The following is a 12321-nucleotide window of genomic DNA, read 5'->3' on the forward strand; positions in this document are numbered from 1 at the left end:
GGTCAGCTCAGGAAGAGGGTGATCGGGAGGGCGACCAGCATGGTGGCGACCGCGAGAGCGGTGGCGCCCAGCACCCGCGGCGGCCGGTCGCTGACCAGCAACCGCTGTACGCGTACGTCCAGGTCGCGGTCGCCCATGCCCAGCGCGCCGGCCGGGGTGATCCGGTGACCCGCGGCGGCGAACCGACGCAGCGCGCCCGCCAGCGGCGCCTCGGCGTGCAGCTCGCGCGCCTTGTCGTCGGCTCGCATCTCGACCAGCAGGGCGACCCGCTCGTGCGCGTCCCGGACCCAACGGAACCACGGCAACGCGCGGCAGAGCGCGGTGAAGGGCAACAGCACCAGGTCGTGCCGCTCGTTGGCGTGCGCGCGCTCGTGGCTGAGCACCGCGGCGAGCTCGGCCCGGTCCAGCAGGCTCAGCGTGCCCGCGCTGACCACCACCTGCGGCTTCACCCCCGGCAGGCAGTACGCGGCCGCGCTCGGATGGTCCAGCACAAGCGCGCCGGGCGCGGCCGGGTCGTTCCGGGCGACCAGGGTGAGCAGGTCCCGGTGCCGACGCTGGGCGCGCAACGTGCCGTGGATGCTGTGCACGGTCGTGGTGACCAGCACCGCGCCGATGCCGAAGCCAACCCCCACACCGGCCAGGTGGAAGGCGGTCACCCCGACCGGCAGCGTGCCGTGGGCGAGGTCGGTGGCCAGGGCGAACAGTGCGCTCCCGGTCGGCAGGTCGTAGGCGGTCACCCCGAGCGCCATCGGCAGGCCCATCGCCGAGAGGCCCAGCGCCAACCCGACCGCCTGCCAGCACACGATCGCCACCCGAGGGCTGCGCCACGTCCAGGTGGAGCTGGCCAGCACCTGAGCGGTCAGATAGCAGGCCAGCATGGTGGCGGCGAAGTGCGCGGCGTAGGCCATGGCGCGCGCCCTACCGCTCCGCTGCCTCGCCGGCCGGCCGTCGGCCCGCCGGCCCGTCCACGCGGTCGGTCAACTCGGCGCCGGCCTCGGCCGTGCCCGGCCCGGTCAGCCCGGCCTCGCTGCCCAGGGCCGCGCGCAGCACCTCGGCCTCGGTGCCGGTCACCGAGCGGGCGAAGCGCACCAGCGCGGCGTCGCGGCTGCCGCCGAGGTCGAGCGCGTCGAGCATGAGCTGGGCGATGTGCGCCTCACGGCTGGCCGCCGGCCGGTAGCGCCAGGCCCGGCCCTCTCGCTCCCGCTGCACCATCCCCTTGCCGGCGAGCCGGTCCAGCACGGTCATCACCGTGGTGTACGCCAGCTCGCGGCCGTCGAGCGCGTCGGCCACCTCGCGCACGGTCACCCCATCCGACGTGCCCGGGACCACGTCCCACAGCACGTCCATAACCGCACGCTCAAGATCGCCCAACCGAGTCACGCCCCAATCCTACCCCCGGTAGTAGACCCCCACCCCACAAGCCCACCCGACGGCCCTCACCCCCGCCCCCATCCCGCCGGCGAGTCGCTGGCCGGTGACCCAACCCGGGGCGCCGGCCGGCAAGACGAGACACCCGGGCGGACCCGGCCCACGTCAGGGTTTCGGGGGGAGCCCGCCCGCGGAGGGATCAAGCCTGACCGCCCGGAGCGGGTGGGCTCCCCCCGAAACCCCACGGCCGGGACCCGATTAATCACACCCCCTTGGGGTGCCACACCGTCTTCGTCTCCAACAGGTTGGTCATCCGCGCGACGCCGGGGTCGGCGGACCAGTCGTGGTCGGCCGGGGCCGGACGGAGCACCCGCTTCAGGTTCTCCGCCGCCTTGACCTCCAGGTCGGCCGCCAGATCGGCGTCGGTCACCCCGCTGAGGTCGATCGCGTTGACGTCCATGTGCGCGGCCAGCGTCGGCGCGGTCTCGGTGATCCGGCCGGTGAGGATGTTCACCACCCCGCCGGGCAGGTCGGAGGTGGCCAGCACCTCGGCCAGCGTCACCGCCGCCAGCGGCTCGGTCGGGGAGGCCGCCACCACCACCGTGTTGCCGGTGACGATCGCCGGGGCGATCACGCTGACCAGGCCGAGCAGCGCCGGGCGCTCCGGTGCGACGACCGCGACCACGCCGGTCGGCTCGGGCGCGGAGATGTTGAAGTACGGCCCGGCGACCGGGTTTGCCCCGCCGTGCACCTGGGCGAGCTTGTCGGCCCAGCCCGCGTACCAGACCCAGCGGTCCACCGCGGCGTCCACCTCGTCGCCCGGCACGCCGAGGGCGACGAACTGCTCGCGGCGGCCCTCCAGCATCTCGGCGGCCCGGTAGAGGATCTGACCCCGGTTGTACGCGGTCGCTCCGGCCCAGCCCTTCACGGCGGCGCGGGCGGCGACCACCGCGTCCCGGGCGTCCTTGCGGGAGGCCAGTGACACATTCGAGGACTGCACGAGATACGACCGTCCCGACTCGCTGCGCGGGAACTTCCCGCCGATGAAGAGCTTGTACGTCTTGCGTACCGCGACCCGCTCAGACATTGAGGTACCCCTCCAGCCCGTGCCGGCCGCCCTCGCGACCGTAGCCCGACTCCTTGTAGCCGCCGAACGGCGAGGTGGGGTCGAACTTGTTGAACGTGTTGGCCCAGACGACCCCGGCGCGCAGCCGGTCGGCCGTCCATAGGATCCGGGAACCCTTGTCGGTCCAGATTCCCGCCGAGAGCCCGTACGGCGTGTTGTTGGCCTTCTCCACGGCCTCGGCCGGGGTGCGGAAGGTGAGCACCGACAGCACCGGGCCGAAGATCTCCTCGCGGGCGATGCGGTGCGCCTGGGTGACGCCGGTGAAGATGGTCGGCGCGAACCAGAAGCCGCGGTCGGGCAGTTCGCACGGTGGCGACCAGCGTTCGGCGCCCTCGGCCGAGCCGGCGTCGGACAGCTCGCGGATCCGCTCCAACTGGGCGGCGGAGTTGATCGCGCCGATGTCGGTGTTCTTGTCCAGCGGGTCGCCGACCCGAAGCTGGGCCATCCGCCGCTTCAGGGACTCCAGCACCCGGTCGGCCACGTTCTCCTGGACCAGCAGGCGGGAGCCGGCGCAGCAGACGTGCCCCTGGTTGAAGAAGATGCCGTTGACGATCCCCTCGACCGCCTGGTCGATCGGTGCGTCGTCGAAGACGATGTTGGCGGCCTTGCCGCCGAGCTCCAGCGTGAGCTTCTTGCGGGTGCCGGCGACGGACCGGGCGATGGCCCGTCCGACGTCGGTGGAGCCGGTGAAGGCGACCTTGTCCACGCCGGGGTGCTCGACCAGTGCCCGGCCGGTGTCGCCGGCCCCGGTGATGATGTTGACCACGCCGGCCGGCAGCTCGGCCTGCTGGCAGATCTCGGCGAAGAGCAGCGCGGTCAGCGGGGTGGTCTCGGCCGGCTTCAGCACCACCGTGTTGCCCGCCGCGAGGGCGGGGGCGATCTTCCAGGCCAGCATCAGCAGCGGGAAGTTCCACGGGATGACCTGCGCGGCGACCCCGATGGGCTTCGGGTCGGCGCCGAAGCCCGCGTGCTCCAGCTTGTCGGCCCAGCCCGCGTAGTAGAAGAAGTGCGCGGCGACCAGCGGCAGGTCGACGTCGCGCGCCTCCTTGATCGGCTTGCCGTTGTCCAGCGACTCCAGCACGGCCAGCTCGCGGGACCGCTCCTGGATGAGCCGGGCGATCCGGAACAGGTACTTGGCCCGGTCCCGGCCCGGCATCGGACCCCAGACCTTCTCGTACGCCTTCCGGGCGGCGCGCACCGCGCGCTCCACGTCCTGCGCGCCGGCCTCAGCGATCTCGGCCAGCACCTCCTCCGAGGCGGGGTTGATCGACTTGAAGCTGCCGCCATCGGTCGGGTCGACGAACGTGCCGTCGATGAACAGCCCGTAGGTGGGTTTGAGGTCCACCACCGAGCGGGACTCGGGGGCGGGTGCGTACTCGAACATCGGCTCAGTCCAGGGTGAAGTAGTCGGGACCGGAGTAGGTGCCGGTCGTCAGCTTGGTGCGCTGCATCAGCAGGTCGTTGAGCAGGCTGGACGCGCCGAAGCGGAACCAGTCCGGGTCGAGCCAGTCCGCGCCGACGGTCTCGTTGACCATCACCAGGTACTTGATCGCGTCCTTGGTGGTCTTGATGCCGCCGGCCGGCTTCACGCCGACCTGCCGCCCGGTGGCGGCCCGGAAGTCGCGGACCGCCTCCAGCATCACCAGGCTCACCGGCAGCGTCGCGGCGACCGGGACCTTGCCGGTGGAGGTCTTGATGAAGTCGCCGCCGGCCAACATCGCCAGCCAGGAGGCCCGGCGCACGTTGTCGTAGGTGGCCAGCTCGCCGGTCTCCAGGATCACCTTGAGGTGGGCGTCCCCGGAGGCTTCCTTGGTGGCCACGATCTCGTCGTAGACCTCCTTGTAGCGGCCGGCCAGGAACGCGCTCCGGTTGATCACCATGTCGATCTCGTTGGCGCCGGCCGCGACGGCGGCCCGGGTGTCGGCGAGCTTGATCTCCAGCGCCACCTGGCCCGACGGGAAGGCGGTCGCCACGCTGGCCAGGTGCACGCCGCTGCCGCGCAGCACCTCCGCCACGTACGGGACCATCGCGGGGTAGACGCAGACGGCGCCGACGTGCGGGCAGGACGGGTCGGCCGGGTCCGGGCGAACGGCCTTCGCGGCCAGCGCGCGCACCTTGCCCGGGGTGTCCGCCCCTTCGAGGGTGGTCAGGTCCACCATCCGGATCGCCAGGTCGATCGCCTGTGCCTTGGCGGTGGTCTTGATGGAGCGGGTGCCGAGCTGCGCCGCCCGCTGCTCCGCGCCGACCTGGTCCACGCCGGGAAGGCCGTGCAGGAAGGTCCGCAGAGCGGTCTCGGATCGTCCCAGCTCGGAGAGCTCCGACCGGGCCGACGTCGTTGTCGCCGTCATGCCCCGAAGTCTACGCACCGGACCGCTGTGTGATCTTGCTCACGCGGTCCCGCTGTGACCGGTCCGGCGTGAGCGGCGTCGCTGGTCCGACCGCACCCGCACCGTCCCACGCGACGGACCGGTAGGTTGAGCGATCGTGGATGTACACGTCATTGACCACCCGCTGGCACAGTCACGGCTGACCGCCATGCGGGACGCGCGCACCGATTCCTCGACGTTCCGGGCGGCGCTGCACGAACTGACCACCATGCTGGTGTACGAGGCGGCACGCTCCTTCCCCGTCGAGCGGTACCCGGTGCAGACGCCGATCACCGGCACCGAAGGCACCCGGCTGGCCAACCCGCCGCTGCTGGTGCCGGTGCTGCGGGCCGGCCTGGGCATGGCGGACGCCGCACTCGGCCTGCTGCCCGAGTCCTCGATGGGCTTCGTCGGCCTGGCCCGGGACGAGGAGACGTACGAGCCGCGCGCGTACATGGAGTCGCTGCCTCGGGAACTGGCCGGCCTGCCGGTGCTGGTGCTCGACCCGATGCTGGCCACCGGTGGTTCGCTGGAACACGGCTGCCGGCTGCTGGCCGACCGGGGCTGCACCGACATCACCGTGCTCTGCGTGCTCGCCGCACCGGCCGGCATCGAGCGCCTGGAGCGCTCCGGCCTGCCGTTGCGCCTGGTCACCGCCTCGATCGACGAGGGCCTCAACGAGCGGATGTTCATCGTTCCCGGCCTCGGCGACGCCGGCGACCGCCAGTTCGGCGGCATGCCCCGGTTCTGAGTCGTCACCCCGGTCGGTGCCCGGGTCCGGCGGGTCCGCGCGCGGTGGTGCGCGGACCCGCTACCGTCTCCGGCCATGACTGGTGTTGCGCTCGCCGAGGAACTGCTGCTCCTCGCCTACGACGACACGACCGGCAAGGCGACCATGCCGCGGATCAGCCTGGACCTGGGCATGGCCGCCGCGGTGCTGGTCGAGCTGGCCCTGGCCGGCCGGATCGCGTACGCGGACGGTTCCCTGACGGTGGTCGACCCGACGCCCACCGGCGAGCCGGTCGCCGACGAGGTGCTCGGCCGGATCGCCGCCGACACCCCGCACACCCCGGCGTCGTGGGTGCAGCGCCTGCGGCACGGCCTGCGCGACCGGATCCTCGGTGACCTGTGCCAGCAGGGTGTGGTCCGGGACATCGACGAGACCGAACTGGGCTTCATCCACGTGCACCGCTACCCGGTGGTGGACACCTCGGTGGAGGCGGACACCCGGCAGCGGCTGGCCGAGGCGCTGACCGGCACGGCAGCGCCGGACGAGCGGACCGCAGCGCTGGCCACCCTCGTCGTGGTGCTGCGGATGGAATCCGCGCTCGGGGTGAGCGGCGAGACTGCCGCCGACGCCCGCCGCCGGCTGGAGGAGATCGCCACCGGCGCCGGGTTCTCCGGAGAGGTGAGCATCGACGACTCGGTGGTCCGCCCCTCGGTCGGCCTGGTCGTCGCCGCGCTGGCGAAGGCCGTCGACCAGGCCCTCGGCAAACGCCACTGACCTGTTAGGAAGGGCCCCTTCCTCTACACGAGGCGGTAATAAGGGGCCCTTCCTTGCACTACACGCCGAGGGCGGTGGCGATTTCCGTGCGGAGCTGCGCGATCGCTGCGGCGGCGCGGGCGCGGGCGGCTCCGACGTCGCCGTCGGGCACCAGCTCCACCACCTCCAGGTACGCCTTGAGCTTCGGCTCGGTCCCGGACGGGCGGATCACCACCCGGGCGGCCCCGGTGCGCAGGATCACCACGTCCGCCTCGGGGAGCAGATCCCGGGTGCTGTCGACCGGGTGCCCGAGCAGCGTGGTCGGGGTGGCCGCCCGGATCCGGGCCATCGCGTCGGCGATCTCCCGCAGGTCGTCCACCCGGACGGAGAGCTGGTCGGTGTGGTGCACGCCGAACTCGGCGGCCAGCTCGTCCAGCCGGTCGGTCAGCGTGCGGCCCTGCGCCTTGAGGCCGGCGGCCAGCTCGGCGACGGTCAGCGCGGCGGTGATGCCGTCCTTGTCCCGGACGTGGTCCGGGGCGACGCAGTAGCCGAGCGCCTCCTCGTAGCCGTAGACCAGCGGCGCGCTCCCGCCGCCCGCCCGGACGATCCACTTGAAGCCGGTCAGCGTCTCGTCGTAGGGCAGGCCCCGGGCCGCGCACATCGCCCGTAGCAGTGACGACGAGACGATGGTGGTGGCGTAGAGCCCGGTCACCCCGCGGCGCATCAGGTGGTCGGCGAGCAGCGCGCCCACCTCGTCGCCGCGCAGCATCCGCCAGCCCGTGTCGCCGTCGCGGACCACCACCGCGCAGCGGTCCGCGTCCGGGTCGTTGGCGATGGCGAGGTCCGCGCCGGTGGAGTCGGCCAGCGCGATCAGCAGGTCCACCGCCCCCGGCTCCTCTGGGTTGGGGAACGACACGGTCGGGAACTCCGGGTCCGGCTCGGCCTGCCCGGGTACTACCCCGGGCACCGGGAAGCCGGCCCGGGCGAAGGCGGCGGTGAGCACCGCGGCACCCACCCCGTGCAGCGGCGTGTACGCCACCGTCAGGTCCCGCGACCCGTCCGGCGCGATCACCGCGGTGGCCCGCTCGACGTACGAGGCGACCAGGTCGTCACCCAGCACCTCACCGGGGCGGCCCAGCGGCACCTCGGTCAGCGGGCCGACCGCCCGGATGGCGGCCTCGATGCCGGCGTCGGCCGGTGGCACGATCTGCGCTCCGGCGCCGAGCTCCCCGCCCAGCTCCGCACCGAGGTAGACCTTGTAGCCGTTGTCCTGCGGCGGGTTGTGGCTGGCCGTGACCATCACTCCGGCCACCGCGCCGAGCCGACGCACCGCGTAGGCCAGCACCGGGGTGGGCAGCGGGCGGGGCAGCAGCAACGCCGGCCGACCGGCCCCGGTGGCCACCTGGGCGGTCCGCTCGGCGAACTGGCGGGAGCCGTGCCGGGCGTCGTACCCGATCACCAGGGGGCCGGTGCCGCCCTGGGCGGCGAGCCAGCCGACCAGACCGGCGGCGGCCTGGGTGACGACGGCGAGGTTCATGCCGTTCGGGCCGGCGCGCAGCGGGCCGCGCAGGCCCGCGGTGCCGAAGGTCAACGGCCCGGCGAACCGGTCCGCCAGCTCGGGGGCGCTCGTCGGCAGCCTGTCCAGCACCGCCGTCAGCTCGTCCCGGCTGGCCGGGTCGGGGTCGTCGGCGAGCCAGCGCCGGGCTTGCTCGCGAATGTCGTCGATGTCAGTGGTGTCCGCCGCCATGCCTCTTGATAGCACGGCGGCGATCACCGCTGTCGGTTCCCTCCCGCTCAGCTGTCCCCGGTGAGCTGGAACGTCCGCACCATCTCGTCGAAGATCGCCTTGCTCTCGGCGAACTTGACGTCCGTCGAGGTGAGGTAGAACGAGAACGCCTTGCCGTCCTGCGCCACGCCACGCCAGATGCCGTGCCGTTTGGCGTCGCCCTCACCGCAGGTGTACTCGAACTCGGCGGCCGGCTGGCTGGCCAGCTCGGTCTCTTGCGAGGCGACCTGGCTGTACGGCTTGACGCAGGACTTGCTCCTGGTCTTGAGGCCGTTCTCGGCCGTCTCCGCCCACCGGGTGGAGCTGCTCGACCACTTCTCGGTGATGATGCGGACCTTGCGGCCGCTGTCCTCCGGGTCGATGTAGTCGGTGTACGAGCCGCCGGTGGCCTTCTTCCAGCCCTTCGGGACCAACACCTGGATGCCCCGGGCGGAGTGCTCCTGCATCTCCACCCCGGCACCGGTCGGGGCGGACGCGGTGGGCTGTGCCTGCGGGGTGCTCGGCGGGGTCTCGTCGCCGCCACTGGACAGCGCCACGATGCTGAGCAGCAGCACCACGGCCAGCCCGCCGGCCGCGGCGAGCTGCACCTTGCGCGGCCAGCCCTTGACCGTGGTGACCAGCTGACCACCGGTGGCGCGGATCTTGCCCAGAGCGCCGCCGCCCGCCGTCGCAGGCGTGGCCCAGGGCTGCCCGGTGCCCGGCACCGACCACTGGTTGCCGCCACCGTAGGTGCCGCCGATGTGTTGGGTGGCCTCCGGCGCACCGCCGTAGCCGACCTGCTGGGTGGCGTCGGGCCGGTTGCCGTAGCTGACCCGCTGGGTGGCGTCCGGGTGCCCGCCGGCGTCCACCCGCTGGGTGGCGTCCGCGGCGCCGCCGTAGGTGCGCCCGGTGGTGGGTCGGCCGGAGACGGACATCGCGCCGGTGGGCGTGTGCAGTGGGCCGGCCAGCGCGTCGGCGCTGGTCTCGTCGAGCCCCGTGGTGCCGCCCGCGTCGCCGGGCTGCGGGCGTTCGCCCCGGCGCAGCGACGCCAGGCGGTCGGTCAGGGACTCGTCCGGGGCGAGCATCGCCCGGCCGCCGATCTGGTTGTCCGGCTTCGGCTCGGGCCGGGCCGGCGGGGCGACGGGCGCCGGGCGCTGCTGCACCGGGACCACGGCGTACGGGTCGGTCACCGAGTGCACGGCGGTGGCGGTGCTGCCCAGCGGGCCGGCGAGCAGCTCGCGCAGCATGGCCCGGGACGTGTGCACGTCCAGCCGCCGGGCCGGGTCCTTCTCCAGCAGGCCCATCAGCACCCGGGTCAGGGGGCCACTGCGCTGCGGTGGGGCGGGTGGGTCCTCGACCACGGCGTGCATGGTCTCGATCGGGTCACCCTTGTCGAACGGAGGCCGCCCCTCGACGGCCGTGTAGAGCGTCACGCCCAGCGAGAACAGGTCGCTCGGCGGGCCGAACTCCTGACCCATGGCCCGCTCGGGCGAAATGAAGTGCGGCGAGCCGAGCACCATGCCGGGGGTGGTGAGCTGCACGTCGGTGGGCATCCGGGCGACCCCGAAGTCGGTCAGCACGCAGCGCCCGTCGGTGCAGATGAGCACGTTGGCCGGTTTGACGTCGCGGTGCAGTACGCCGATCGCGTGCGCGACCTCCAGCGCGCCGAGCAGCGCGATGCCGATCTTGGCGACCGCGCGGGGCGCGACCGGCCCGTCCTCGATCACCATGTCGGCGAGGCTGCGGGCGTCCAGCAGCTCCATCACGATCCAGGGCCGGCCGGCCTCGGTGACCACGTCGTACACCTGCACCACCGCGGGGTGCTGGATGGCGGCGGCGGCGCGGGCCTCGCGCAGCGTGCGCTCGTACATGGCGTCGCGGTCGCTGGGGGCCAGCCCCGGGGGCAGGACGACCTCCTTCACCGCCACGTCGCGGCGCAGCAGTGTGTCTGTGGCGCGCCACACCGTACCCATGCCGCCGTTGCCCACCGAGGACCGCAGCGAGTACCGGCCACCAATGGTGGTGCCGGGCGCTGCTCGTCCGTTGGCGGGACTTAGCTGTCCGCCGCTCCACGTCGGGATCTGAGTCACAGAAAAGCCACCGGGGGAAATCGAGGGGGGCTGGGACACAACCCCCCTATCTTGCTGGTTCCGACGCCCGATGCGAAAGCCGACGCGTCGGGCGTTTATCGAAGTCGACGGAACGTGCCCTGTCGTTCACCTCCTGTCGACGGGTCGGGACGCACTGTGCGGTATCCCTCACCCGACGACACGCGCGGGCGTCCTACCATCCGGGGATGAGTGAACGGCGGTCAAGCGAGTCCGGTTTCCCGATCAAGGGCGTCTACACGGCGGCCGACCTTCCGGAGGACCTCGACTCCCGGCAGGGCGCCCCGGGCGAGTTCCCGTACACCCGGGGGGTCTACCCCACGATGTACACCTCCCGTCCGTGGACCATGCGCCAGTACGCCGGCTTCGGCACCGCCACCGAGTCCAACGCGCGATACCACCAACTGTTGCGGGCCGGCACGATGGGCCTCTCCGTCGCCTTCGACCTGCCGACCCAGATGGGCTACGACTCGGACGAGCCGATCGCGCACGGCGAGGTCGGCAAGGTGGGCGTGGCCATCGACTCCATCGAGGACATGCGGCTGCTCTTCGCCGACATCCCGCTGGACAAGGTGTCCACGTCGATGACCATCAACGCTCCCGGATCCGTGCTGCTGCTGCTCTACCAGCTCGTCGCCGAGGAGAACGGGGTGCCCGGCTCGGCGCTCAACGGCACCATCCAGAACGACATCCTCAAGGAGTACATCGCCCGGGGGACGTACATCTTCCCGCCCAAGCCCTCGCTGCGCCTGGTGGCCGACACGTTCGCGTACTGCCGCAAGGAGGTGCCGAAGTGGAACACCATCTCCATCTCCGGCTACCACATGGCCGAGGCTGGTGCGACGCCCGCGCAGGAGATCGCGTTCACCCTGGCCAACGGTGTGGAGTACGTCCGGGCGGCGCTGGCCGCCGGGCTCGCGGTGGACGACTTCGCGCCCCGGCTGTCGTTCTTCTTCGTGGCCCGCACGACGCTGCTGGAGGAGGTGGCGAAGTTCCGCGCGGCCCGCAAGATCTGGGCCCGGCTGATGCGTGACGAATTCGGCGCCAAGGACCCGAAGTCGATGATGCTGCGCTTCCACACCCAGACCGCCGGCGTGCAGCTCACCGCCCAGCAGCCGGAGGTGAACCTGGTCCGGGTCGCGGTGCAGGGGCTCGGTGCGGTGCTCGGCGGCACCCAGTCGCTGCACACCAACAGCTTCGACGAGGCGATCGCGCTGCCCACCGAGAAGGCCGCCCGGCTGGCGCTGCGTACCCAGCAGGTGTTGGCGTACGAGACCGACCTGACCGCTACCGTCGACCCGTTCGCCGGCTCGTACGTGGTGGAGGCGATGACCGACGAGATCGAGGCCGCGGCCGTCGAGCTGATGGAGCGGGTGGCCGACCACGGCTCGGCGGTGGACGCGATTGAGGCCGGGTTCCAGAAGCGCGAGATCGAGCAGTCCGCGTACCGGATCGCCCAGGAGATCGACTCGGGTGACCGGGTGGTGGTGGGTCTCAACCGGTTCGCGGTCGACGAGGAGGAGCCGTACGAGCCGCTGCGGGTCGACCCGACGATCGAGGCGGCCCAAGCTGACCGGCTGGCCCGGCTGCGCGCCGAGCGGGACTCCGACGCGGTGGCGCGGGCCCTGGCCGAGCTGCGGGCCGCCGCCGACGGCACGGAGAACGTGCTGTACCCGATGAGGGAGGCGCTGCGGGCCCGCGCCACGGTGGGTGAGGTCTGCGGGACGCTGCGCGAGGCGTGGGGTCTGTACCGGCCCACCGATCGGTTCTGATCGGCTGACCGGCCGTTCTCGCAGGTCAGGGCGGGTTTATTCGGTCCTGGCAGAGCTACAGTCGGAAGCGGATCCTCCACCGGCCGGGCCGAGGGCGGCGTGGCCCCCGACGGCGTCCGGGGTGTGTCCATCAGGTTTGGGGGTACCCCGACCGGGTGATCGGGGACGCACACCGTGTGCGGTCATGGCGGGCCGGCGCGTGTGAGCGTCTTTTCCGGCTCGCTGCGGAGCGTGGTCGGCTTATTGTCGGAGTGTCAGTTCATCATCCCGACTAATGCGACAATTCGCAACGTGGGCCCGCGAGTGGCGCCGGATTCGTGACCGCCGACATCG

10 protein-coding genes are annotated in these 12321 nt (G+C 72.4%); 3 read left to right on the forward strand and 7 right to left on the reverse strand.

Features of this window, described 5'->3' with window-relative positions:
• Positions 1-2: 2 nt before the first annotated feature.
• The 5 genes from ABZU69_RS02375 to deoC all read right to left on the reverse strand — a co-directional run bounded on the left by ABZU69_RS02375 (position 3) and on the right by deoC (position 4842).
• The gene (locus ABZU69_RS02375; RefSeq protein ID WP_354962627.1) at positions 3-908 is read right to left on the reverse strand and encodes a M56 family metallopeptidase; all 906 of its coding nucleotides are present in this window, start codon (positions 906-908) and stop codon (positions 3-5) included.
• Between the two features lie 10 nt (positions 909-918).
• The gene (locus ABZU69_RS02380) at positions 919-1380 is read right to left on the reverse strand and encodes a BlaI/MecI/CopY family transcriptional regulator (RefSeq protein WP_354962628.1); all 462 of its coding nucleotides are present in this window, start codon (positions 1378-1380) and stop codon (positions 919-921) included.
• Between the two features lie 250 nt (positions 1381-1630).
• Entirely contained in the window at positions 1631-2455 is an 825-nt protein-coding gene (locus ABZU69_RS02385; protein WP_354962629.1) for an aldehyde dehydrogenase family protein, read from the reverse strand.
• Complete coding sequence (locus ABZU69_RS02390) at positions 2448-3878, reverse strand: aldehyde dehydrogenase family protein (protein WP_354962630.1); 1431 nt, start codon at positions 3876-3878, stop codon at positions 2448-2450. Before ABZU69_RS02390 ends, ABZU69_RS02385 begins: the two co-directional genes overlap by 8 nt.
• A gap of 4 nt (positions 3879-3882) precedes the next feature.
• Positions 3883-4842 carry a deoxyribose-phosphate aldolase gene (gene deoC / locus ABZU69_RS02395; RefSeq protein WP_354962631.1) on the reverse strand — a complete coding sequence of 320 codons (960 nt, stop codon included), beginning with the start codon at positions 4840-4842 and terminating at the stop codon, positions 3883-3885.
• Between the two features lie 136 nt (positions 4843-4978).
• Here deoC and upp point away from each other — a divergent pair, with 136 nt between their 5' ends.
• A complete protein-coding gene (upp, locus tag ABZU69_RS02400) occupies positions 4979-5611 on the forward strand; it encodes a uracil phosphoribosyltransferase (protein WP_354962632.1) in 633 nt (210 codons plus the stop codon).
• A 75-nt stretch (positions 5612-5686) separates the two neighbouring features.
• Complete coding sequence (locus tag ABZU69_RS02405) at positions 5687-6364, forward strand: GPP34 family phosphoprotein (RefSeq protein ID WP_354962633.1); 678 nt, start codon at positions 5687-5689, stop codon at positions 6362-6364.
• 58 nt (positions 6365-6422) lie between these two features.
• Here ABZU69_RS02405 and ABZU69_RS02410 read toward each other — a convergent pair whose 3' ends face one another.
• Both ABZU69_RS02410 and ABZU69_RS02415 read right to left on the reverse strand, forming a co-directional pair.
• Positions 6423-8090 (reverse strand): phospho-sugar mutase, encoded by a 1668-nt coding sequence (locus ABZU69_RS02410; RefSeq protein ID WP_354962634.1) that lies wholly within the window; start codon positions 8088-8090, stop codon positions 6423-6425.
• Between the two features lie 47 nt (positions 8091-8137).
• Positions 8138-10198, reverse strand: a complete 2061-nt coding sequence (locus ABZU69_RS02415; protein WP_354962635.1) for a serine/threonine-protein kinase — start codon at positions 10196-10198, stop codon at positions 8138-8140.
• A 206-nt stretch (positions 10199-10404) separates the two neighbouring features.
• Between ABZU69_RS02415 and ABZU69_RS02420 the strand changes: the two genes are divergently transcribed.
• The gene (locus tag ABZU69_RS02420; protein ID WP_354962636.1) at positions 10405-11988 is read left to right on the forward strand and encodes a methylmalonyl-CoA mutase family protein; all 1584 of its coding nucleotides are present in this window, start codon (positions 10405-10407) and stop codon (positions 11986-11988) included.
• The last annotated feature ends 333 nt before the right edge of the window (positions 11989-12321 follow it).

This window comes from Micromonospora sp. NPDC005206 (assembly GCF_040608175.1).
Classification (GTDB): domain Bacteria; phylum Actinomycetota; class Actinomycetes; order Mycobacteriales; family Micromonosporaceae; genus Micromonospora.